Here is a 24,816-nt window from a genome sequence, read left to right as displayed (position 1 = left end):
TTTTTTAAAAGTGTTATGTATTTATAAATTACATTCTATTGTAATTAGAAATCTTTACTTCTATCTTTTCACCATCAGTCAATTCAATTGTATAATTACCTTCTGCTTTTACTCTATTTTTTCTAACATTAGTATATCTGTACATTGTACTATTATCCCAAATGTTTTTTACATATAAATTATCTTTATCTGTTAAAATGATAATTCCGTCTTTTGTTAAAGTAAAGTCTAAATCATAATCTTCCGACTTTTCGTAATCAAATTTTACTTCTTGATCAAACATATCATCAGCATCCATATCTAATTTAATAGTTTTAGTTACTTGTGTTGGCATAAAGATAATATCTTGATTTAACTCATATCTATCTTTTGGGTCTAACATTACTGGAGTGTAGACTTCTGTTAATACGATTTGTTTAATCTCATCTGTTTCATATTCATCTGTTTCTGCATCAGCAATAATTACTTCTTTTACTGTCCAGTTGTCAGATATTTTTGGATTTCCATCATCAGATTGTGCAAATATTGTTGATATTGACATAAATAATGCGAATGTTGTAAATTTTAAAATTTTCATAATTTTTTTGTTTTTAGATTTATAATTTTTTTGTTTAACTCATTGTTTCTCCTAGTTAGCGGATATCTTTTGCTTAGCAATTTCTTTAATATTTAATTTATTATTTTCTACAAATTCTAGAGTTCTCATTGGGAATGGTATGTTAATACCTTCTTTATCAAACGCCTTTTTAATTTGTATAATAGCTTTACTTTTTGCTTTTAATCTTTCTAAAGCATTTTCAGAATCTACCCAAAATCTGCAGATAAAATTTATAGAACTATCTCCAAACTCGGTAAAATAGAATTCTACCTGTTTATTTATTTTTTCTTGATTAAAATTATCTGTAATTGTTGTTTTTGTTAACGCTTCAACTTTTTCTAAATCAGCACCATATTCTACACCACATTCAATTGTAATTCTCATTTTAGTAGTTAAAGAATAGTTTTTAAATGGGTTTTCTAATATTGTTTTATTAGGTATTACAACCATATTATTATCTGCTTCTTTTATTACAAAATAATTTAAGTTTATATCGATAACTTCACCTGCATAACCATTTGTTTCTACCCAATTACCAATATTTAAATTTTTTCTAAAAGATAAAACTATACCAGATATTGTATTAGAAAGTGTACCCTGTAAAGCTAAACCTACAACAATACCAGAAACCCCTGCTGCAGAAACTATAGTTTTAAGAGTGTCATCAAATTTTAAAATAGTCATTGCAAAATACAATCCTATCAAGAAAATAAATGCTGAAGCTATTCTTGAAACCAAATTTCTTACAGATTCTTGTTTTATTTTACCTCCTATTGTTTTATATACAAACCTATTAATAGCTCTCGAAGCAAAATAAGATATTATTAATACTACTAATGCTATAGCAATATTGGGTATGTTTTTTATAAATAAATCTTTCCAGGTATTTAATTTTTCTAATACTTTTTCCATTTTTCTTTTACTTTACAAAACTTGTGTTAAATTCTTCTTTTGTATGCTTAGACCAAGCATTTAACATCCAAGTAGATTTTTCTAATTCTCTTATATAAGCACCAATCATATCTACAGTACCTTCGTCTTTAGCTTTGGTTGCTCTTTCTATAATTTTGCCTAATTGTTCTAATATTATTTTATTATCATTAATAATATCTGCTACCATTTCTTCATCAGTTAATAAAGGGCTAGATTCTTTAATTCTAGAAACTTCAATATAATCTGATAATTTACTGATTGGATGATATTTTAAAGTAACTATTCTTTCTGCAACTTCATCAATCTTTACTCTTGTATCATTATACATTTCTTCAAATCTATTATGAAGATCGAAAAAGTTTTTACCCAAAATGTTCCAATGAAAATTTCTTAATTTTTGATAGTGAACATGATAATCTGCTAGTAGCACATTTAGTTCAGATACTACTGGCAGTACTTTTTGATTGTCTATGTTTAAATAATTCATTTTGTATTGTTTTAATTTCTTCTCTACAAAAGTATAATAGATATAAACCTTCTATTTGCTCTTATAATTTTTATCTTAACTCATTTCATAAAATCTATTCTCATTTGCTATTTTTGTAACAACAGAATAATTTTTGCGTCAAATAAATAAAACTTATAAAATGATGAGAGAAGATAAACAACTCCTTGTATTAACACATTTAAGCCAATTACTAGATTTTGTTTCTGGTGTTGGAGGTTTTATTGTGCCTTTAGTTATTTGGTTAATAAAAAAAGATGAAATTGTAGATATGGATAGACAAGGAAAAGAAATTTTAAACTTTAGAATATCTATGTTTATTTACATCTTAATATGTATTCCTTTAATTTTACTATTAGGATTAGGTATTTTAGGATTAATAGTTATAGGTTTCTTTTATTTAATTTTTCCTATTGTAAATGCTGTAAGAGTAAGTAATGGTCAAGAACCTAATTATCCTTTAACTTTAAAAATTATTAAATAGATTTTATAAAATCTTCATATTCTAAGAAGAATAGCTCAAATTTAGACATAGTTTCGTAGAAAAATTCGAAGCAATCTCTCCACGAATTTTTATTATAAATGCTAAATTTTTGTTGATGAGGAATGTATATTCTATGAATTACTTTTCCATTTTCTAATTCATAGTTATTATCGAAAATAACTTCAGGAATTTCATTTTCTAATAATGATTTTAGAGAAAGCATTTGATCATAATACATCAAATTGGTTAATTCATCTGGATTTTCTATATCAAAACAAACCATTGCTTTTTTTCTATCTGCTAGAAACTTAAAAGCAACTCCTTTTATTTTGGTATTGTAGAGTAACCATTTTCTAGGAAATGATTTTCCAAAACTTGTCCAAAACTCTTTTCTTAACCTAGCTGATTCTTCTTTAGAAAACACTATCCATGAATTTTTGCAAGTTTTCCTCTTTCACGCATTAATTCAGACTCAAAATTTAAAAGATCATTCCATTTTTTATCTACGATTTCTCTATCTTGATATTGTCTTGCAAACTTTAAAAAAGTAGTGTAATGGTTAGCTTCAGAAATCATTAAGTTTTTATAAAACTTTTTTAGTTCTACGTCTTCCATATTTTCAGAAAAAACTTTAAATCGCTCACAGCTTCTGGCCTCTATGAGAGCAGCAACTAATAGTCTTTGAATTAATGCATCTGTCCTATCTTTTGTTTTAGGAAAGAATTTTTGTAATCTAACAGCATAATCGTTTTTTTGTTCACGTCCTAAAACCATTCCTCTTTTTACCATTAACAAATGTACCATTTTAAAATGCTGCATTTCTTCAATAGCAATGTTGCTCATTTCTTTAACTAACTCAGTTTCTTCTGAATAATTTATAATTAAGGATACTGCATTAGAAGCTGCTTTTTGCTCTAAAAAAGCATGATCTGTAAGTATTTGCTGCAAATTGTCTTTTGCTATTTCTGCCCAAGAAGTTTCTGTATCAAATTGTAAACCTAACATAAATTTATTTTTTGCAAAATTAGAGATAATTTCAATTTAGAAACTTGCAAATCGTATATTTTTTATAACTTAGTTTTTTTTACAATATGATTGAATTAGCAGGAATTATTATCTTAGGTATATTAGCTCAATGGGTTGCATGGAAGTTTAAAATACCTGCAATATTACCATTAATATTAATAGGATTATTAGTAGGCCCAATAGCAGCAACGTATTTAACTGAAGATGGATCTAAATGGATAGAACCAATATGGAATGGAGAAAAAGGTTTATTTCCTGGTGATTATCTTTATTATTTTGTGTCTTTAGCTATTAGTATTATTCTTTTTGAAGGAGGATTAACTTTAAAAAGAAGTGAAATAAAAAATTTAGGACCTGTAATTACAAAGCTCATTACTTTAGGTTCTGCTATTACTTTTTTTGGAGCAGGTATTGTTGCTCATTTAATTTTTGATTTAAGTTGGGAATTATCATTCCTTTTTTCAGGCTTAATTATTGTAACAGGACCAACAGTTATTACTCCAATTTTAAGAAACATCCCTTTAAAAAGAGATATTTCTACTGTTTTAAAATGGGAAGGAATTTTAATTGACCCAATAGGAGCACTTGTTGCTGTATTAGTTTTCGAATTTATAAGTGTTGGTGGAGGTGGAGGTTTTACCAAAACTGCTTTAATTGAGTTTGGTAAAATTTTACTTTTTGGAACAACATTTGGTTTCACATTTGCTCATGCATTAGCTTATGCTGTAAATAAGAAAATGATACCCCATTATTTATTAAATGTAGTATCCTTATCAGCAGTATTATTAGTTTTTGTAGAATCTGAAATTTTTGCACATGAATCTGGATTATTAGCTGTAGTAGTAATGGGTATGGTTCTAGGAAATGGAAAACTAAATAATATTAAAGAGTTACTTTATTTTAAAGAATCTTTAAGTGTGTTGCTTATTTCAATTCTATTTATTTTACTTGCAGCTAATATTAATATGGAAGCTTTAATGCTTTTATATACATGGAAAACAGCTGGGTTATTTGCTATTGTAGTTTTTCTTATAAGACCTTTAGCTGTATTTTCTAGTACGTTAAACTCTAAATTAAAATTACAAGAAAAATTATTTATTAGTTGGGTTGGTCCTAGAGGTATAGTTGCAGCTGGTATTGCTTCTCTTTTTGGAAGTAAATTGATTAAACAAGGTGTTGAAGGTGCAGAATATATTACTCCTCTAGTATTTATGATTGTATTAGGTACTGTTTTATTAAATGCAACTACTGCTAGATTATTTGCAAAATTAGTAGGTGTTTTCTTAACGAAATCTAATGCTATATTGTTGGTTGGGGCATCAAATCCCTCTAGATTAATAGCAAGTTATTTACGAGATAAAGGCAAACGTGTAGTTTTAATAGATTCTAATAAAAACTTTATTAAACAAGCACAAGATGATGATTTAGAAGCGCTTAATGTAAATATTTATGACGATGAATTGTCAGATAATATTGAGTTGAGTGATGTTGGTTATTTAATTGCTATAACTGGTAATGATGCAGTAAATAAATATGCACTTGCTAATTTTTCTAAGATATTTGGAGAACATGGTTCTTTTAGATTAGCCTCATCCATAGAAATTTTAAATGCAACAGACGAAGAAAGACAAAAGTTCTTTACTCCTAAAGATGACTATATTAATTTAAGTGAAGCTTTTAGAGAAAACCCAAATATTATTGAGGTTAAAATAAAGAATGAAACTGAGTACTCTAATATTTTAAATCTGTTAGCTAAAGAAGAAAAATCTATTCCACTTTTTATAGAGAATACAAAAGGCATTTATTTAATATCTGAATTTGAAAAAGAAGGTTTTGAAAAGAAAGATGTAGTACTTTCTTATTTAGGTAAAAATATTGGAGACACTTATAAATCTAATTCGAAAGTCTGACGTAATTTTTCTAAAAGAGGGTTTTTTTCTTTTAGTTTGTTAAATTTCTCTTGAGGAGTATAAGCAAACTTTTTTTCTTTTTTCTCGTTTAAAATTAAATGAATTTCAATTCCATAATTATTTAATTTTTCTCTAAGAAATTTTAATAGTTTTGGTTTTCCTTTTAAAAATTGATCTTTCATTAACTTGTTAGGCACAGAAAAAACAATTTTAAACTTATTTTCTAGAACTGGCTCATCAGTAGCTATAATTGCTGCCATACTATTTTCACCTCTTTTTTGCAAAGATGTTACATATTCTTTCCAAACGTTTTGTAATATTTTTTCAGTAAAAACCTCTTTTGGATAATTATCAAAATTTTCTTGAACAGCATTCTTTTTTACATCATTTTTTTGATGTACACTTTTTAAAGAATAAATAGATCTTCTTCTTTCAACAGACTTTAAAACTGGTTTTTCTAATTTTGATTTAGCAACTTCTTCTTGTTTTTCAATCGGTTTAGAAACAGATACTTTTTCTTTTTCAACTAAAGTGTTTACAACTTTTTTTGCAGGCGAAAGTGCTTGAAAAAATGTAGCAGGAATTATGTAGTTAGCTGACTTTTTTTTTTCTCCATCAAAAGTGATAGAGGCAATTTGCATAAGTGTAAGTTCAACTAATAATCTTTGATTTTTACTTGCTCTATAATTTAAATCACAGTCATTTGCTTTTTCTATAGCTTGCATTAAAAAAGGAACACTTGCTTTGGTAGCTTGATTTAAATACTTCTTTTTTGCGGTATCACCAACTTCTAATAAAGTAATAGTCTGTTTGTCTTTAGCAACCAATAAATCTCTAAAATGGCTAGCTAAACCGTTTATAAAATGATGACCTTCAAACCCCTTTGCTAATATTGAATTAAAAGCATTTAATACATCTGGAATCTTGTTTTCTAAAAGTAAGTCTGTCATTTTAAAATAAGAATCGTAATCTAATACATTCAAATTTTCTGTAACTGCCTCTCTTGTTAAATTAGAACCAGAAAAACTAACAACTCTATCAAAAATAGAAAGTGCATCACGCATTGCACCATCTGCTTTTTGAGCAATAATATGCAAAGCATCATCGTCTGCTGTTATATTTTCTTTCTCACAAATTACTTTTAAATAATTTTTTGCATCTAAAACCCCAATTCTTTTAAAATCAAAGATTTGACAACGAGATAAAATTGTAGGAATTATTTTATGTTTTTCTGTGGTTGCTAAAATAAAAATAGCATGTGCAGGCGGCTCTTCTAATGTTTTTAAAAATGCATTAAAAGCAGCTTGAGAAAGCATATGTACCTCATCTATAATGTAAACTTTGTATTTACCTGTTTGTGGAGGTATACGAACTTGATCTGTAAGACTTCTAATATCGTCTACAGAATTATTAGATGCAGCATCTAACTCAAAAACATTAAAAGCAAAATCTTCTTCTTCAGGATGATTACTGTCTTGTAAGTTTATTTTTTTTGCTAATATTCTAGCACATGAAGTCTTACCAACTCCTCTAGGTCCAGTAAATAAAAGTGCTTGTGCTAAGTGATTATTTTTTATAGCATTTTCTAACGTATTTGTTATGGCTTGTTGCCCAACAACATCCTCAAAATTTTGAGGTCTATATTTACGCGCAGAAACTATAAAATGCTCCATAATTCAATTAGGTTCTTACTACAAAAGTAACTATCTACTTACGGTTTTACAACTTGGTTTCTTAACAAAATGCTAAAGTTGTAAACAAATTGTATGGTGTTGATAATACTATCGACAAAAAGTATAGATCGAGTTTTTAAATCGAGTTAATAGTTCAGAAATTTGTACCAAGAAAAAACTTTTCTTGGTACAAATTTTAATAATAAAAATAAATATATGAAAGCTATAAAAACATTATCAGTAATTACAATTTTTCTTTTTTTTATTTCTTGCTTTGGATTTTCTAATGAAAAGGATATATTAAATTCGAATTCAGAAATTTTAGAAAACTCAATAAATAGTAATACCAAAGTAGCTTACTTTGCTAGTGGTTGTTTCTGGTGTGTAGAAGCTATTTTTGAGAGTGTAAGAGGAGTAGAGGAAGCTGTTTCTGGTTATGCAGGAGGCCATACTAAAAACCCAACATACGAAAGTAGCAATACTGGTAAAACTGGACATGCTGAAACTGTGGCTGTTTATTATAACCCAGAAGTAGTTAGTTTTAAAACTTTAGTTACTGTTTATTTTGGATCACACAATCCAACCACTGTAAATGGGCAACATCCAGATTATGGTTCTCAATATAGATCTATTGCTTTTTATTCTAACAATACTGAAAAGCAAATTATTGAAGATATGATTGCTAAATTAAACAAAGAAGTTTATAATGGTAAAGTTGCTACTGAAGTAAAAAAAATAGATACATTTTATAAAGCAGAAGAGTACCATCAAGATTTTGAAAAAAGAAATCCAAATCAACCCTATGTAAAAGCAGTTTCTATACCTAGGTTAAATAGGTTTAAAGCAAAATTTCCTGAGTTACTTAAAAAAGAAAAATAATTATTTACTAGAAGTAGTTGTTTTTTTACCAAAAGTTAAATTATTAAAAACATATTTAAAATCTTTAATATATTTATTGAATGAATATGGGTTAGAATAGAAACTTATGCTATAATAATTATCATTAGTTTTAAAATAAGTACTTCTAACAATACTAGTTTTGTTATTAAGAATAAAACTTACATCAGTTATTATTGTTTTACCAAATCTAGATGTTACAGTGGTTACATTTTTTCTATAGTTTTTAACATATATTTTATTATTTGACTTATAATTTACAATATCTTCTATTGATTTTATTTTGCTTTTATCTACTTCTATTTTTCGAAAAGTAATTTGATTATCAGGATAAAGTCCTTTTTGATCTTTAGGCTTATAACTTGTTTGGTTATGTAAATCTTTATAAGATTTCCAGTTGTTAGGTAATTCTAAATTATAGTCTGTATTTACTGTAGCATAATGTATAGGAGATTCTTTAAATTGGTTTTTTTCTTTTTGAATACCACAACTTATAAATAGAAATAGTAATATGAAGTAAGGGATTTTTTTCATATTTAAATTTAATAAAAAACCTCACAATTTTGTGAGGTTTTTTATTAAAAAATTATTCTTTAATTTCAGGTGCTTTAATACCTAATTTAGCCATAACCAACTCTGTAATATCATATTTTTCGTCAATGTAAGCAAATTGATTACCTGTAGTTGTAAGAATCTGAGTATAACCATGCTCTTTTACAACCTCGCTAATAGCATCATTTAGTTTTTTATATAATGGCCTCATTAATTCGTTTTGTTTTAACTGCATTAATTTACTACCATTATCTTGATACTTTTTGATGTCTTGCTCCATTGCTGAAAGCTCTTTCATAGTTGTCTTTTTCATTAATTCACCCATTTCTTTTTCTTCACTTCTAAACTTAGCTACTTTATCTTGAAATTCTTTCATTTTAATAGAAAAAGAAGAGTCTAACTTAGCTCCATAGTCTTGAGCTCTTTTTATAACTACTTTAGATTCTGGCATTAAATTAATAATGTAATCATTATCTATAGTGCCCACTTTACTTTGAGAAAATGAAAATGTACTAATTAATAGAAATAGTATAATACTTATTTTTGATGTCATGATTTTTAATTTAGTGAGCAAAGATATAAAAGTGATTGAATTACAAAAATATAGCCAAGTTAAAAAAGGTTAATTTTATTATTTAGTTCTTTTAATATTTCATTTTTACTGGTTTTAAAATCAAACCAAATAATAGCATCATCTTTACGAAACCAAGTGAGTTGTCTTTTGGCAAATCTTCTTGTATTTTTCTTAATTTCTGAAATCGCAAAATCTTTATCAAACTCACCATTAAAAAAAGAAAAAAGCTCTCTGTAGCCTACAGTTTGTAATGCATTTAAATGTTTGAATTCGTATAAAGATTTAGCTTCGTCTAATAAACCATTAGCCATCATTAAATCTACTCTTTGGTTTATTCTATTATATATAATGTCTCTATCTGCAGTTAAACCAATTTTAATTGAGTTAAAATTTCTTTTTGTTTTAGGTTTATTTTTATAAGTAGAATAAGGAGTTTCTGTTCCAATACAAATTTCTAGAGCTCTTATAACTCTTTGAGGATTATCTTTAGCAATATTGTTATACGTTTCAATATCTAATGCTTTAAGTTGATCTTGTAAATGAGTTAATCCTTTTTCTTCTAATGTTTTATTTAACTTTTCTCTTATAGTCTTATCTACTTTTGGAAAGTAATCTAATCCTTTTAAAACAGCATCTACATATAAACCACTGCCACCAACCATGATTTGGATAGCATTTTTTTTAAATAGCTCATCAAGTTTTTTAAGAGCATCTTTTTCAAAATCACCTACATTATAATCTTCGAAAACACTTCTGTTTTGTATAAAATGATGTTTTGCTGCAGCTAACTCATGTTTTTCTGGTACAGCAGTGCCAATAGTCATTTCTTTATAAAATTGTCTAGAATCACAAGAAATAATGTCAGCATTAAAGTGTTTCGCTAATTCAATACTCAATGCAGTTTTACCAATTGCAGTTGGTCCTACAATGGTAATTAAAGTATTTTTTGTTTGATTTATCATGGATTTAAGATACTACCACAATTGTAGCAAAAGGTTGCTTTTTCTTTATGATTACTTTTTAAACAGTTAGGACAAGATTGTGTGTTATGATCATGATCAGGTGTTGTTTTATTCATTTCAGCACTTACAATTCCTGTTGGTATTGCAATTATTGAGTAACCTAAAATCATAATAACACTAGCAATAAGTTGACCTAAAGGAGTTTGTGGAGCAATATCACCAAAACCAACAGTGGTTAGCGTTACAATAGCCCAATATATACTTTTAGGAATATTTGTAAAACCATTTTCTGCACCTTCTATCATATACATTACTGTACCTAATATGATACAAACAATTAATACAAAGAATAAAAAAACTGCAATTTTTGCCTTACTAGCTCTTAAAGCAAGCATTAATTTATTTGAAGCACCTATGTATCTAGCTAATTTTAATATTCTAAATATTCTTAATAATCTAAGTGCTCTTAAAGCTACTAAACCTTGTGAGCCAGCAAAAAAGAATGATATGTAAATAGGAATAGTTGATAAAAAATCGATTATACCATAAAAGCTAAAAATATATCTAGTGGGCTTTTTTATAGAAATAACCCTTAAAATATATTCAATACTAAATAAGATGGTTATAATCCACTCACCAACATAAAGTGCATCATGATATTTATTATCTATACTTTCTACACTCTCTAACATAACTAGTATAATACTAGCAATTATGGCTATTAGAAGTATTACATCAAATAATTTACCTTCAGGTGTATCTGCTTCATAAATTATTTCATGAAGTTTATGTTTCCAAGAAAATTTTTTGGTTGGATTATTCAATTTAATTTCATTTTTCACTTACAATACTACAATTATTTAATGAGTTTTTAAATTTTTTTCTTTCGTTTTTCTCTTTATTCATAAGGATTTCAGAAATAAATATAAAAAAAATCAACTTTTTTAAAACCGTACTTCAATTCTTCTCGTAAGTATATGTGAGATTCAATTAAATATTAACATAAAACTCACACAATGAAAAAAACAAAAATTTTAACAGCTACTTTATTAGTAGCAATTATTGGTTTAATTACAGTTGCAGCAGATCATATTGATGCTCCTGCTGTTTCAGGTACAAAAGCAGATATTACTGACTTTTATGCTTTTCAAGGAGAAGATACAAACAATATTGCTTTTGTAGCAAATGTTCAAGGTCTTTTAGCTCCTTCAGCTACTTCAACTGCATCTTTTGATGAAAATGTTATGGTAGAATTTAACATTGATACTAACAATGACAATGTAGAAGATTTAGTAATACAAGCTATCCCTAGAGATGGAAATATGTACTTTTTTGGACCTTATGCTCCATCTTCGACAGGATTAAATAGTACTATTAACGAAAATGCTATTAAGTCAGAGGTTTCAATTACTCCTTATGGTTCATCTGCTATTGTTGCAAATCAAAATGGAATGAAGTTTTTTGCAGGACCAAGAGATGATCCTTTCTTTATGGACTTTGCTCAATATGGTGAAATTATTGGCGGAAATGCATCAGGATTTAACAATCCAGGGTCTGATACTTTTGCAGGTTCTAATGTAATGTCTATTGTAGTAGAAGTACCAAAAAGTCAAATAGGTACAAGTGGTACAATTAATACTTGGGTAGAAGCAAAAACAAAGCAATAATTAATAATCAACAATAAAAACAATATTATGAAATTTAATAAAATAAAATATATCGCATTTTTAACATTATCACTTCTAATCATGAGTTGTAGTGATGATTCAGATACAACAATTCAAATTGAAACAGATTTTTCTGGAACATTTGTTCAAAAAGATCAAATGGGTAGACCAGCAGTAAACACAGTTTTTGTTTCATCTTCTAGTAAAGATGAATTTAACACAACAATTCCTTCTCAGCAATCTGCTATGTTTCAATCTATGTTTCAAACTAATTTAACAGCATTAAGCCCTGCTTTTGCAAATTCTGGAGATAAAAATGCTTTAGGACAAGATGCTGCTGCTTTTACAGGATTATTAGCAACAGATGTTTTAAATGTTTCTTTAGATGGTACAACAACTTTCTTTGATGGTACAAACGTATTAACAGGAAGAGCCTTAGCTGATGATGTAATAACAGTAGAGTTATTATTAATCTTTGGAGGTGAAGATTTTACAGAAAACCCATCATTATCTGATGATAATGTAAGTGCAAATGATAAACCATTTTTAACATCATTTCCTTACTTAGCTTCACCTTGGTAAAAAAACAAGATAAAGTACACAAGCTTTATCGTTTAAAGCTGATGTGTTTGGGGGAACACATCAGTTTATTTAAAATTTTAACCCCTTAAAATAATAGTTTTAAATCCCTACAATTAAACTAATTATATAATAAAACTTTACAGTTTATTTTAAGCATAAAGTTTACAAACCAAATCCCTTATTAAAACTTACTGGCGTATAAATCCCTATAAGTACGCCAGTTTTTTAACCCATTAAAAACAACAAATCATGAAATACATCCAACTTATTTTAGTATTTGTAACTTTATTATTTACAGTTAGTTGCAAAAAAGAGTCAAAATCAAACCAAATTACAAACCCAAAAGATTATCAAGCTTTTTTAGAAGCTGATAGTAACAAAACTTTACAATTTATAAATACAGAATATAATTTCTGGTCAACTAAATTAGAAAATACTCCAAACCAATACCCTTACTATTCAAAATTAGCATCTACAAATTCACAATTATTTCAATTAACAGGAAATATTGAAAATTTAAAAGAAGCTGAAGAAAATTTACTAAAAGTAAACGAAAAAACAAACTTTAACAATGCAGGTTATTTAAGAGCTTTAGCAAGAAATTATATTTCACAACACCGATTTAAAGAAGCTTTAACCCTTTTAAAGAAAGCAGAAATTAATGGAGAAAAATTACAACAAACTAATTTAATGTTAGTAGATGTTTATTTAGAGCTTGGTAATTTGAAGAAAGTAGAAACTTACTTATCAAAAATTAAAAATGTAAAAAATTTCGATTATTTAATTCGTTTATCAAAATATAATGATCATTTAGGAAAATTAGATAATGCAATTAAGTATTTAGAACAATCTTTAGCAATTGCAAAGTCTTCTAAAAACAATACGTTAATTCAATGGAATTATACAAACCTAGCTGATTATTATGGACATGCAGGAAGAATAGAAGATTCATACAATGCCTATTTAAGAGCATTAGAATTAAATCCTAATAATAGTTATGCAAAAAAAGGGATTGCTTGGATAGTTTTTTCATATGAAAGAAATCCAAAAGAAGCTCTAAGAATATTAGATGCAATTACAAAAGAAAATACCTCTCCAGATTACTTCTTGCTAAAATCGGAAATAGCTGATTTTATGGGAAATAGTGTTGAAAAAGAGAAGCAACTTACGCTGTATTATAATGCTGTAAATAAAGAAGATTATGGTGTAATGTATGCAAAATACAATGTGATTCTATTTGCAGAGAATGAAGAAAATAGATTAAAGGCTATAGAAATTGCAAAGCAAGAAGTAGAAGAGAGGCCAACTGCACAATCTTATGATTTACTTGCTTGGGCTTATTTTAAAAATAATAACAAAACAAAAGCATTAGAAATAGTTGAAAAATATGTAATAAATAATACTTTTGAACCTGAAGCTTTACTACATACAGCACAAATTTTAAAAGCTAATGGAAAGAAAAATAAAGCTACAAATTTAAAGTCAGAATTATTGGGTGCCATTTATGAATTAGGCCCTAATGCTGAACAAGAAATTAAAAATATATAAACGAAAAGATATACAAAAATGAGAAATACTATATTTTTTATTGTAGCTACTTTATGCAGTTTACAATCGTTTGGACAACAATTAAAAGGTCAAGTAGTAGATCAGTTTAATATGCCATTAGAAAATGTTTATGTTATTAATACAACAACTAATACACATACGCATACTAATGAAAATGGACAGTTTACTATAGAGAAAACAACCACTAATAATAGTATTCAATTTAGTATTCTTGGTTATGCTAAAAAGACAATAGTAGTTACAGAAAATCAATTTAAAAATGGATTATTAGTAAGTTTAGAAACAAAAACTTTTCAATTAGAAGAATTAGTTTTACGTAAAGAAATTAATGCTTTACAAACAATTTCTAGAATAGATTTACAATTAAATCCTGTAAATAATTCACAAGAAATCCTCAGAAAAGTTCCTGGTTTATTTATTGGACAACATGCAGGAGGAGGAAAAGCAGAACAAATATTTTTACGTGGCTTTGACATAGATCATGGTACAGATATAACACTTTCTGTAGATGGTATGCCTATAAACATGGTATCTCATGCACATGGTCAAGGGTACTCAGATTTACACTTTATGATTCCTGAAACTATTCAAAAAATAGATTTTGGTAAAGGACCTTATTATGCAAATCAAGGTGATTTTAACACAGCTGGTTATGTTAATTTTTCTACAAAAACAGCTATTCAAGAAAATATGGTTTCAATTGGTTATGGTGATTTTAATTCAATAAGAACAGTAGGTTTATTTAATTTATTAGAAAACGCTAAAAATGATGATGCATATGTAGCAGTAGAATATATTGAATTTGATGGACCTTTTGAATCACCACAAAATTTTAATAGACTAAATATTTTTACAAAGTATAATACCTTTTTAAAAGGAAAAGATAAATTAACCTTTACAGCTTCTCATTTTACAAGTAGTTGGGATGCTTCTGGGCAAATACCACAAAGAGCAGTAGATAATGGAACCATAACAAGATTTGGTGCTATAGATGATACAGAAGGAGGTTTTACCTCTAGAACAAACTTTAATGTTCAATTACAAAAAACATTAGCAAACGAAAGTATTTTTCAAGCTAACGCATTTTACTCTAATTATAACTTTGAGTTATATTCTAACTTTACTTTTTTCTTAGATAACCCTGTTGATGGAGATCAAATAAGACAATTTGAAAATAGAAATATATATGGATTTAATGCTAAGATTATCAAAGAAAAAAAATATGGAGATGTAGATGCTAAATTCACAAAAGGAATTGGATTACGTTTTGATTTAGTGAATGACAATGAATTGTCTAAAACAAAAAATAGGAGAGAGACTTTAACCAATGTTCAATTAGGTGATGTACAACAAACTAATATGTATGCATTTTTTAATTCAGAATTCGAAATAGGTAAATTTAAAATAGCACCAGCAATACGTTTAGATTACTTTAAATATTTATATACAGATGCTTTAAGCACAACTTACCAAAAGCTTTCTAAAACAAGAGCTATAGTAAACCCTAAGTTAAATTTTTTATATACTCAGAATAACAACTTACAATGGTTTTTAAAATCTGGTATTGGTTTTCACTCAAATGATGCTAGAGTGGTTTTACAACAAAATGCAGACAAAATTTTACCAAGAGCTTATGGTGTAGACTTTGGAATTATTTGGAAACCCACAAAAAACATAGTAATAAATACTGCAGCTTGGTATTTGTTTTCAGAAGAAGAATTTGTGTATGTAGGTGATGCTGGTATTGTAGAACCTTCAGGTAAATCAGAACGATTTGGATTAGATTTAGGATTGCGTTACCAATTATCAGATAAAATATATTTTGATACTGATGCAACAATAACTAGAGCTAGAAGTTTAGAAGAAGTTTCAGTTCAAGATTACATTCCATTAGCACCTAATTTTACAATGTCTGGTGGATTGTCTTTTAATAATTTAGGGAAGTTTTCTGGAGGAATTAGATATAGATATTTAGCAGATAGAGCTGCAAATGAAGATAATAGTATAGTAGCAGAAGGTTATTTTGTAAGTGATTTTAATATTAATTATAATTTAAAAGACATCACATTTGGTATTGCTGTAGAAAACTTATTTGATGTAGATTGGAATGAAACACAGTTTGCAACAGAAAGTAGATTAAGAAATGAGGCAAATTCTGTAGAAGAAATACATTTTACTCCAGGTACTCCGTTTTTTGCAAAGGCAACAATAACATATAAGTTTTAAAATAAATAAAAGAAAACCATAGTTTGGTTGGTTTTAGTTGGATGTGAAGCCTGTTACTATTTATAGTAACAGGTTTCTTTTTATATTTAGTTTTACTCTATAAATTACTATTAGTTTGTATAATTTTATTTATAAAGTAAAATAACAATATCAAACAAACCTTGTTTTTAAAATTTTAAATAGACTATTTACTTTGTTTATTTATGGTTTTTATAGTAACCTTTTAAGAAAAAGCAACACATATCAATTCAGTAAGTATTGCAATGTTTTTAGAAAAATGCATAGCTTCTAAAAGTTTTTTTTCATTAGTATTTTCTTTCCAGAATTGATGAATTGTAAAAGATGCAATTACTAGAAATATTGATAAGCAAATAATATTAAAAAGTCTTAAAAACCCAGTAGCCAAAGTTAAACCACCAAAAATTAAAAGTACTTCACTTAGTTTTACCATTAAATTAGGAGAAGTTAGCCATTTTTAGTGCATATTCTTTATAGATATGAAAATTTAAAAAACGTTTAAAATAATAAATGAAAGAGATTACTAAAACTATTAATAAAATCGTTTTAATGATTCTTAAGACTTTAAATTTTTTTATGAAGAGACTGCTCCTAAAGTATATAATTGTTCTAAAGTTGGAGATTTGCTACCTCCTGCAGGTTCTAAAGTAATACCAAAAGCTTCAGATTCGTTGGCATTACTAATTGTAAAGATTTTATTAGTATCTGCTGTAAAAGTATCTAATGTTCCTAAACTTGTAGGAGTTAAAGGATCTAATTTTAAAGACCAAACTTGATAAACTTTTCCTTTTGGAGGTTCAGGTAATCCTTTTGCATCTAAGTATATAGAGTTAGTTTTCTTATCCCAATAAACTTTCGCATAAGATGTAGGAGATACTTGCTGACCAGCTAAAGGTACTGAGATGATATCTTTATCTCTAAATACTTCTATTAATTTTTCTGCTTTAGCAAGATTGTCATAAGAATCATTGATCATTCCTTCAAGTTGAATTCTTTCTTTTACAATTTTATCTTCTAAAGTATTTTTTTGGTTTATAGTAAAAATTAAAGATGTTGCCAAGACTAAAGAAGCAACCCAGCCCATATATTGTGTCCAATTATTTCTAGGTTTATTAATTGGTATAACTTTTGGCGTTTTAGTTTTTAATTGACTTTTTATGTCTTGAAAAGAGTAGGGGGCATCAGTTTTTGCAGCAGCAGTTAATTGCATTATTGCATTTTCTATAGCTTCTACTTCTTTTTTTACTTCTGGATATTTTTGTATAGCCTCAAATACTTCCTGATTTTCTTTTTCAGAAAGAGCTCCTGCAACATAAAGTTCCAAAATTCCAGATGCTATGTATTTTTTAATATCCATTTTTTATACACCTAACATTAGACGTAAATCGCCTATGCAAGTTCTACTTCTTGTTTTAATTGTACCTAAAGGCATTTTTAATTCTTCTGAGGCTTCTTTTTGTGTAAATCCTTTAAAATATAATAATTCTATTACAGACTTACAGGTATCCCCAAGTTTATTAACAAACTCTTTTAACCCAATTCCGTTAGTTTTAGAATCTAAGTTATCATTGCTTGCTATTATATCTACGAAAAAATCTGAGTTAAGGTTTTGTTTAGACTGTTTAAATTTTTTTGATCTAGTATAATCTATAGCTGCATTTCTTGCTATATTTAGTAACCAAGTAAAAAAACGGCCTTTTTTTGCAGAATAACTTTCTGCATTGTTCCAAGCTTTTATAAAAACATCTTGAGTAATTTCTTCAACTACGTCATTGTTTTTTACAATAGTATTAATAATACCAGCAACACTATCACAATACATATTATATAGTTGCTCATAGGCTTTAACATCCTTTTGTTGAAATTGTAAAATTAAAAGCTCTTGATCCATAATTGATTCAAGAGCTAATTTATATAATTAAATCAGGTTATTTTAATTTTTTTTGATAAAATAAAAATCACCACCCATGTCTCCAGTTTGACTTATTGGAGCATAAACTGGTTTTGGAGGATTTTCTCCTGGTGAATTATTAATGATAGGTACCTCTATTTTATGATACAACTCCATTGCAGATAAATAAGGTTGTTTATTTTCTTTTAGCAATTTTAATAAGAATTTCATAAATATACTTTTATTAGGTACAGTTGTTAAAGTACCACTAGTAATTGCTTTTCTACTTTCTGTATCATGTTTTATTTGTATCGCTTTTGAAGCGTCTTCATAGGCTCTACTTTTAACTAAGATACTACCACTAAAACAAGCATCAGAAATTAATAAGGTATTTTTAGATTTTATGGTTCTTAAATAGGTAACAATTTCTGTATTGGAAATAATATTTAATTCATATTCCATTTCTACATCAGAAGGCATCCAATACCCATATTCTAGTTGTTTATCATAATTTCCATGACCAGCATAGAAGATTAAAACGTTATCATTTTTAGTTACTTTTTTTCTAAGTAGCACAAAATTCTTCTTTATTTCTGCAGCTGTAGGATTTTTTAAAACAGTAATATTATTTTCTGGAAAACTATAAAAATTACTTAAGACATCTGCCAAAGCTTGTGCATCTCTTGTTGGTTCACCTTCTAAATCTGCAACTTTTGGATCATCATATTCACTTACACCAATTATTAATGCGTAATATTTACCAAATCCAACATCTAATTTATTATTGTTTGTAGTTATATTTTCGACAATAGTCTCATCTACTTTTGGAGATTCTCTAATTATCTGAAATTCTTTTGTAGATTTTGCTTCTTTTAAATCTGATGCACTAACTATTAAAGTGTTTTCACCATATTTTAAAGGTACATTTGCTGTAAAAGTACCATCTGCATTAACATTAGCTTCTACACCATTTACTAACACTTCAAAAATACCATCTGCATCTGTTGCTTTACCACGAACTAAAATTCTTTTTGTTTTTACAATTTTAAATCCTCTTTGAACTTTTGGTTCTGTAATTACAACAACTGGTGGATTATTAAAGGTTTCAGTTTGATATTTTATATTTAAATAATCTACTGAAATTGTTCTTTCATAATAAACAGTATACCCTAATTTTTTGCCAAAGAAAGGTTCAAAAGGAGTTTCATTTATGTATTGGTTGTTTATGTAAAAACGTAAAACATCACCAGATTTTACTAATTTAATTACATTGTAACTATTAGAACCTGTTTTAATTGCGCTAGAAAATGTGGATTCTATAATTTCTTTATACTTATCATTTTCAAATTTTCTATACTTATAACTTCCATTACCTGATAGTAAAAAAGAATACTCATTAGAAGAGTTTTTACGCCCAAAGGTTAAACCATAATAACCAGAAGCCATATCTGTATGAGAAATAGATGTTTCTAATATAAAATCTTTAGACGTGTCTATATCTACATCTCTACTAATAAAAATTCCACCTTTCTTTTTTCTTTTGATTTTTAGTTTTCCATTATCCATTTTAACTGAATAATTATCTGCATCTTCTAAAAACCATTTGCTTGTATTAGAGCTAAAATTATCTAATAGTGGTAATTTTAAATCTGTGTTTTTTGTAATGGTATTAATTTTTGAACCATTGTATTTTACTCTTATATAATCAATAGCAATTTCTTGATCATTAAATAAAACAAAACCTAAATCATTTCCAAAAAATTCTTCAAATTCTGTTTGATGTACAAAACTACCATTCACATAAAATTTATAATAATTATTTTCTTTTTTAACTTTAAGTGTATTGGATTTTGAATTTCCAGTATTTACAGTACTAGTTTTTGTCCATTTCTGAATGATTTGTTCTTTATCATCAACTTCTCTAGCTATTTTGTAATAACCACCTGAAGAAATATAAAATCTAAAATCACTAGTTCCTTTTTTACCAAACATTAAACCATATGCATAATTAGTTACACCACTGATTTTATCAATTTTTGTTTCAATTTCGAAATCTCTTGAAGTATCTATATAAGTGTCTCTATAAGTAGACCAGCCTTTTTCTTTTCTTTTATGATTTAAATAATATTTACCATTAGTAACTTTAAATTCTGCATTTTCATCGTTCTTTAAAGGCCAATTTTTAGAATTACTTGTAAATTGATCACTAAAATAGAAACTTGAGTTATCGTAATTATAATTACTTATATTATCTACTAGATTATTATAATTGTTTGTGTCAACTTTTTTCTTATCTAAATAGCCAACACTTATATAGGCTACAGAAATTTCTTGTCTATCATAAATGATATAACCAAAACGATTTCCATAAAACTCTGGACTGTAATCTGTATATACTTTAGTATTGTTTATATAATATTCTAATTTACTACCAATTTTAACTACTTTTAATACATTGTAAGCTCCATTTCCTTTTCTAATAGCGCTAGAAGAGGCCCAGTTTTTTAAGAAATTATCTTTACCATTTTTAATATTATTAATAGAATAAGATCCATTACCATTAACAAAAAATAAATTCTGATTGTTGCTGTCTAAACGTCCGAAAACAATACCATAACCATTATTTAAAATACCACTTTCTTTTTTTATATCTGCTAGAATTTTAAAATCTCTAGATGTGTCAATATATTTATCTTTAGTTACAGACCAACCACCTTTAGCTCTTTTATGATTTATATAGTAATTACCATTTCTAACATCTAAATTTATATTTTCGTTTTTGGTGGTAGACCAATCATTTTTATTATCTGTATACCCATCAAATAATATAGTTTCTTTTGTTAAATGTTTATTATTGGTAACTGTTGTATTTGTTGTAGAAGTACTATCTTCATACATCATACTTAAGTACCCTACATGTATTTTTTGTTTATCATACAAAGTAAAACCAACGCTACTTCCATATAGTGTAACTTTATAGCTAGTATGCACTAAAGTACTGTTAATGTAAAACTTATAAGCACTACCATCTTTCTGAATTTTCAAGTAATTGTATACGCCATTTCCTGTTTTTATAACGCTTGATTTTGTCCATTCTTTTATATAGGTTCTTGTTCCATTTTTATATTGAACAATTTTGTAAGAACCATCACCAGAAACTAAAAAATGATTTTGGTTATTATTATCTTTTTTACCAAATGTAACTCCATAACCATTATTCTGAATTCCAGAAACTTTCTTTATCTGTGCAGTAATTCTAAATTTTCTTGAAGAATTTATGTATTTTGAAATGGTACTAGACCAGCCACCACTTTCTCTTTTATGATCTAAAATGTAATCTCCATTTTCTATAGCTAAACGTACATTATTGCTGTTTGATTCTGACCATCCATTGTTATTATTATTAAAACCTTCAAATAAAATAGTCTTATTAGCTGTATTTGTTGTATTAATTGTAGAAGAGGCTTGTTTTACTCTAAAATAATCAATAGCAACCTTTTGGTTTCTATAAAGTCTAAAGCCCATTTTTGAGCCTTTAAACTTTTTAAAATCCATACCATATACATAAGAATTATTTATATAGTAAGTGATTCTATTCCCTTTCTTTTTAATGTTTAACTTATTTGTACCATAGTTTCCTTTTTTTACAAAAGAAGAACTTGTCCAACTTTTAATATTGCTATATTTTCCAGAAATAGATTCAGCTACTCTATAATAACCAGTAGAGGTAATGCCAAACTCTGTATAATTGTTACTGTCTTTGTAGTCAAATAAAAAAGACATTCCAAAATCTTGTTCTCCAGAAATTTTTAATATAGAAGTTTCGATTTCAAAATCTTTTGTCATATCTATATTAAAAGTTCTTGTTGTAAATTCTCTAAACCCTTCCTTTTTCTTGTGTTCAAAATAATATTTACCACTTGATACATAAAGTTCTCTAATTTCATTATTGTCTTTAGTCCAAGTTCCTTGACTGTTAAACTCTTCTTGATAAACATAATTTCCTCCACTTTGAGAAAAGAGGGAAGTGCTAATAAAAAGAAGAGTTAATAATATGTTTTTTGTTATTTTCATAATAATTTTTATTGGTGATTCATTTCTATAAAAATAGGAACAACCTTAGCTGTGCTATTTGTAGAAGAAGCATTAAAAGCAATTTTATCGTTAGAAAATTTAACATCAGCGCCTTTAAACATTTTACTAGATAGTGCTTTTTTAACTTTAGAAACAAAATCTCCATTTCCATATCTAACTTTACTTACAATATCGTTAATATTTAGCTTTTCTTTACTATATAAAACGCAAAGAATATCTCTTCCAGGATTATTATCAAACTCTATAAAATAATCTTCATTTGGTAATGCAATTTCACTATTTGTATAACTAAAATAGTCACTGTAATTTGCAAATGGATACAACTTATTAACTGATTTATCTGAAGAACCATAACCAATTAAATAAACATAACCCCTTTGTTTACTTTTTAAGTAAATTCTAAATTGAGTTCCAGAAGAGTAGGTCTGACTTACTTTATAGGTTGTTTTAGTTGCTTTAACAATATTAAAATTTCTCTTTGCACCATCAGCTAAACTTACTGGCATGTTGTTGCCATTACTTAGTTTTAAAGTTAACTCACCACCAACTTTATTTGTAACAGTTGTGATGTTGTTATTATTATTATTATTATTATTATTATTATTATTATTTATGTTGATATAATCATTATTGTTTTTATCAACTAAAACATAAGCCGTTTTTACTTGTCTTTCAAAATCACTGTATTTAATCCATAAAAAACCACCTCTACCAAAACGTGTTCCCCAAGAATTCATAATTTCAAAAGCACCACCAGCTTTATTATCATCATAACCTACAACAACCATTGCATGTCCTTTACTCCCTGAGTTTGGTATCCAAACGTTTTCGCTATTAACAATTAGTCTATTGTATTTAAATAAACCAATTACCACTGGTTTTTTACTTGATATTGCTTTTTTTACTTTGCCTACAAGATTATATGGATTACTCCATTTTGCTAATCTTTCATAAGTTAATATTCTATTACTTTGAGCTTTTGACTTAACATAACTGTTTGGAGTAGTTACACAAGATTGATCTGTGTATGGAAATTCTGACAATTTAGCTGCACCAGTATTATTTAATAATTTCATAGCACTTTCTATATAAGCACCTTGGCATTGATTGTTTACTCTTATTTGATTATAAACAAAAGCAGGTGAAAATGCATTTGCAGTAATTCTTGATGTTTGGTTTTTCCAATTATTTTTTATGGCGTAAGCTATAGTTCTAGCCCCATAAGCACTTGCCCAACCAACACAAGAACCTTGTCTTCCTTGACTTTTTGGTGTTGGGGCATAAGGTTTTAAACTGTAAGAACTTGGTAAAGCAGTATAACTTCTTGTAACTAAAGGTACAGATTGAGGTACAGTTTCATACATGTTTTCATCAAACTTTAGACCTGTTCCAAAATCCTCGTCAAAATCTTGAGAAAATAAATTTAAAGTAAGTAGAAAACCAACTAAAAGTAGAGTTAACTTTTTCATTTTTATAGTTTTAAGGTTGATTAGCAAAATTCACTACTAATATAATAAAAAAAAATACGTCATTTGACGTATTTAAATTTAGAGGGTAAATAGTTTAATTATTTAAAACCTAATTATTTTTTCTACTTTATTTTTTCTTAAATAATTTTTGATAATTGTTTTTGCAATATCTTTATCAGAAAAAGGAGTAATTATTTTTTTTAGTATTGGTAAATTGTTTTCTTGATAAGCTAAATTGGTATAACCATATCCAAAAACATCATTATTTTCTATTAATATAATAGAGTGTTCTTCAACTTCTCTTCCTTTGTCAACAATTAAAAAATCATCGCTATTAAAAGGTTCTAAATTATATTTAAATTTCTTCTTAAAATTAAATTTAGGAGATAATTTATCTAATTCTAAATAATATCTTAATCTTGTAAATAGCTCATTACCAGTTTTATCGTAAGAAATTGAATTTGCTCTTTCTTGAATTTTAGAAGCTCTTTTTGTAATTTTTAAAAATAAGGTATTGATTTCGTGTTTAATATTTTTTCCTCTACCAATATAAATGACTTTACCATTAATATCTTGAACATAAAAAACTCCAGAAACTGTAGGAATAGAATCTACAAGATTTAATAGTTTTTCTTTTTCTAATCTTCTATCAAAGTATTTTATAGAATTTTGAATGATGTCTTTACTAACATCTTTTTCTAAAAGAAGCTTAAATAGTTTTACTGTAGCAATAGCATCTCCTGTAGCTCTATGTCTGTCTGCAATAGGTATTCCTAAAGAACGAGTTAATTTGCCTAAACTATAAGAAGGTTGTTCTGGAATTAACTGTTGACTTAACTCTACTGTACATAAAGTATTTCTTTCGAAATCGAAACCTAATCTTTGAAATTCGGTTCTAAGAATTCTATAATCAAAAGCTGAATTATGAGCTACCAAAATACAGTCTTTGGTAATTTCTACAATTCTTTTAGCAACTTCATAAAATTTAGGTGCATTTCGTAACATTTTATTATTGATGCCTGTCAATTTTACAACAAATTCTTGAATGGGTCTTTCAGGATTTACAAGAGATATAAATTGGTCAACAATTTCATGACCATCAAACTTATAAATAGCAATTTCTGTAACTCCTTCTTCGTTAAACTTACCTCCAGTAGTTTCTATATCTAAAACAGCGTACAATTT

At 27.1% G+C, this 24,816-nt stretch carries 21 protein-coding genes and 1 pseudogene; 6 read left to right on the top strand and 16 right to left on the bottom strand.

Going from position 1 to position 24,816, the window contains the following annotated elements; translation table 11 throughout:
- Positions 1 to 28 precede the first annotated feature (28 nt).
- From ACFOWD_RS11540 to ACFOWD_RS11530, 3 genes are read right to left on the bottom strand one after another with little or no spacing between them, the layout of a single operon-like run.
- Complete coding sequence (locus ACFOWD_RS11540) at positions 29 to 577, bottom strand: hypothetical protein (protein WP_377410707.1); 549 nt, start codon at positions 575 to 577, stop codon at positions 29 to 31.
- 51 nt (positions 578 to 628) lie between these two features.
- Entirely contained in the window at positions 629 to 1,510 is an 882-nt protein-coding gene (locus ACFOWD_RS11535) for a mechanosensitive ion channel family protein (RefSeq protein ID WP_298994797.1), read from the bottom strand.
- 7 nt (positions 1,511 to 1,517) lie between these two features.
- The gene (locus ACFOWD_RS11530) at positions 1,518 to 2,018 is read right to left on the bottom strand and encodes a Dps family protein (protein ID WP_377410705.1); all 501 of its coding nucleotides are present in this window, start codon (positions 2,016 to 2,018) and stop codon (positions 1,518 to 1,520) included.
- A gap of 163 nt (positions 2,019 to 2,181) precedes the next feature.
- Here ACFOWD_RS11530 and ACFOWD_RS11525 point away from each other — a divergent pair, with 163 nt between their 5' ends.
- Entirely contained in the window at positions 2,182 to 2,520 is a 339-nt protein-coding gene (locus tag ACFOWD_RS11525; RefSeq protein WP_288956093.1) for a DUF4870 domain-containing protein, read from the top strand.
- Here the strand turns inward: ACFOWD_RS11525 and ACFOWD_RS11520 are convergent.
- On the bottom strand, positions 2,513 to 2,944 hold the full coding sequence (locus ACFOWD_RS11520) for a DUF4268 domain-containing protein (protein ID WP_377410703.1): 432 nt from the start codon (positions 2,942 to 2,944) through the stop codon (positions 2,513 to 2,515). The genes ACFOWD_RS11525 and ACFOWD_RS11520 overlap by 8 nt on opposite strands.
- Entirely contained in the window at positions 2,944 to 3,525 is a 582-nt protein-coding gene (gene miaE, locus ACFOWD_RS11515) for a tRNA-(ms[2]io[6]A)-hydroxylase (protein ID WP_377410701.1), read from the bottom strand. The genes ACFOWD_RS11520 and miaE overlap by 1 nt, the downstream gene beginning before the upstream one ends.
- An 86-nt stretch (positions 3,526 to 3,611) precedes the next feature.
- Between miaE and ACFOWD_RS11510 the strand changes: the two genes are divergently transcribed.
- Complete coding sequence (locus ACFOWD_RS11510; protein WP_377410699.1) at positions 3,612 to 5,456, top strand: cation:proton antiporter; 1,845 nt, start codon at positions 3,612 to 3,614, stop codon at positions 5,454 to 5,456.
- On the opposite strand, the gene dnaX is transcribed toward ACFOWD_RS11510, so the two are convergent.
- Positions 5,432 to 7,129 (bottom strand): DNA polymerase III subunit gamma/tau, encoded by a 1,698-nt coding sequence (gene dnaX / locus ACFOWD_RS11505; protein ID WP_377410698.1) that lies wholly within the window; start codon positions 7,127 to 7,129, stop codon positions 5,432 to 5,434. The genes ACFOWD_RS11510 and dnaX overlap by 25 nt on opposite strands.
- A 216-nt stretch (positions 7,130 to 7,345) precedes the next feature.
- On the opposite strand from dnaX, the gene msrA reads away from it, so the two are divergent.
- Positions 7,346 to 8,008 (top strand): peptide-methionine (S)-S-oxide reductase MsrA, encoded by a 663-nt coding sequence (gene msrA / locus ACFOWD_RS11500; RefSeq protein WP_377410696.1) that lies wholly within the window; start codon positions 7,346 to 7,348, stop codon positions 8,006 to 8,008.
- Here the strand turns inward: msrA and ACFOWD_RS11495 are convergent, their stop codons facing one another.
- Genes ACFOWD_RS11495 through ACFOWD_RS11480 form a run of 4 tightly spaced genes read right to left on the bottom strand, consistent with a single transcriptional unit; the run spans position 8,009 to position 10,938 of the window.
- Entirely contained in the window at positions 8,009 to 8,560 is a 552-nt protein-coding gene (locus ACFOWD_RS11495; protein WP_377410694.1) for a hypothetical protein, read from the bottom strand.
- A gap of 52 nt (positions 8,561 to 8,612) precedes the next feature.
- A complete protein-coding gene (locus ACFOWD_RS11490; RefSeq protein WP_288956080.1) occupies positions 8,613 to 9,131 on the bottom strand; it encodes an OmpH family outer membrane protein in 519 nt (172 codons plus the stop codon).
- Positions 9,132 to 9,190: 59 nt separating this feature from the next.
- Positions 9,191 to 10,114 carry a tRNA (adenosine(37)-N6)-dimethylallyltransferase MiaA gene (gene miaA, locus ACFOWD_RS11485; RefSeq protein WP_377410692.1) on the bottom strand — a complete coding sequence of 308 codons (924 nt, stop codon included), beginning with the start codon at positions 10,112 to 10,114 and terminating at the stop codon, positions 9,191 to 9,193.
- Positions 10,111 to 10,938, bottom strand: a complete 828-nt coding sequence (locus ACFOWD_RS11480) for an ion transporter (protein WP_377410691.1) — start codon at positions 10,936 to 10,938, stop codon at positions 10,111 to 10,113. Before ACFOWD_RS11480 ends, miaA begins: the two co-directional genes overlap by 4 nt.
- 192 nt (positions 10,939 to 11,130) lie before the next feature.
- On the opposite strand from ACFOWD_RS11480, the pseudogene ACFOWD_RS11475 reads away from it, so the two are divergent.
- From ACFOWD_RS11475 to ACFOWD_RS11465, 3 genes and pseudogenes are all read left to right on the top strand, one after another.
- Positions 11,131 to 12,363: pseudogene (locus ACFOWD_RS11475) on the top strand (DUF4331 family protein).
- Between the two features lie 249 nt (positions 12,364 to 12,612).
- Positions 12,613 to 13,911: a cell surface protein gene (locus ACFOWD_RS11470; RefSeq protein ID WP_377410689.1), complete on the top strand. Its 1,299-nt coding sequence runs from the start codon at positions 12,613 to 12,615 to the stop codon at positions 13,909 to 13,911.
- Positions 13,912 to 13,929: 18 nt separating this feature from the next.
- Entirely contained in the window at positions 13,930 to 16,158 is a 2,229-nt protein-coding gene (locus tag ACFOWD_RS11465) for a TonB-dependent receptor (protein ID WP_377410687.1), read from the top strand.
- A gap of 223 nt (positions 16,159 to 16,381) precedes the next feature.
- Here ACFOWD_RS11465 and ACFOWD_RS11460 read toward each other — a convergent pair whose 3' ends face one another.
- The 6 genes from ACFOWD_RS11460 to ACFOWD_RS11435 all read right to left on the bottom strand — a co-directional run bounded on the left by ACFOWD_RS11460 (position 16,382) and on the right by ACFOWD_RS11435 (position 24,813).
- A complete protein-coding gene (locus tag ACFOWD_RS11460) occupies positions 16,382 to 16,609 on the bottom strand; it encodes a hypothetical protein (protein WP_377410685.1) in 228 nt (75 codons plus the stop codon).
- 141 nt (positions 16,610 to 16,750) lie between these two features.
- Positions 16,751 to 17,533, bottom strand: a complete 783-nt coding sequence (locus ACFOWD_RS11455; RefSeq protein ID WP_377410683.1) for an anti-sigma factor — start codon at positions 17,531 to 17,533, stop codon at positions 16,751 to 16,753.
- Positions 17,534 to 17,536: 3 nt separating this feature from the next.
- Complete coding sequence (locus tag ACFOWD_RS11450) at positions 17,537 to 18,067, bottom strand: RNA polymerase sigma factor (protein ID WP_377410681.1); 531 nt, start codon at positions 18,065 to 18,067, stop codon at positions 17,537 to 17,539.
- A 42-nt stretch (positions 18,068 to 18,109) separates the two neighbouring features.
- Complete coding sequence (locus tag ACFOWD_RS11445; RefSeq protein ID WP_377410679.1) at positions 18,110 to 22,141, bottom strand: hypothetical protein; 4,032 nt, start codon at positions 22,139 to 22,141, stop codon at positions 18,110 to 18,112.
- Positions 22,142 to 22,149: 8 nt separating this feature from the next.
- A complete protein-coding gene (locus ACFOWD_RS11440) occupies positions 22,150 to 23,631 on the bottom strand; it encodes a C1 family peptidase (RefSeq protein ID WP_377410677.1) in 1,482 nt (493 codons plus the stop codon).
- Between the two features lie 102 nt (positions 23,632 to 23,733).
- Positions 23,734 to 24,813, bottom strand: a complete 1,080-nt coding sequence (locus ACFOWD_RS11435; RefSeq protein ID WP_377410675.1) for an exonuclease domain-containing protein — start codon at positions 24,811 to 24,813, stop codon at positions 23,734 to 23,736.
- Positions 24,814 to 24,816: the final 3 nt, after the last annotated feature.

This window comes from Polaribacter marinivivus, assembly GCF_042651285.1.
GTDB lineage: Bacteria > Bacteroidota > Bacteroidia > Flavobacteriales > Flavobacteriaceae > Polaribacter > Polaribacter marinivivus.
The sequence above is the reverse complement of the archived record's forward strand: the minus strand, read 5'-3'. Positions and strand labels throughout refer to the sequence as shown.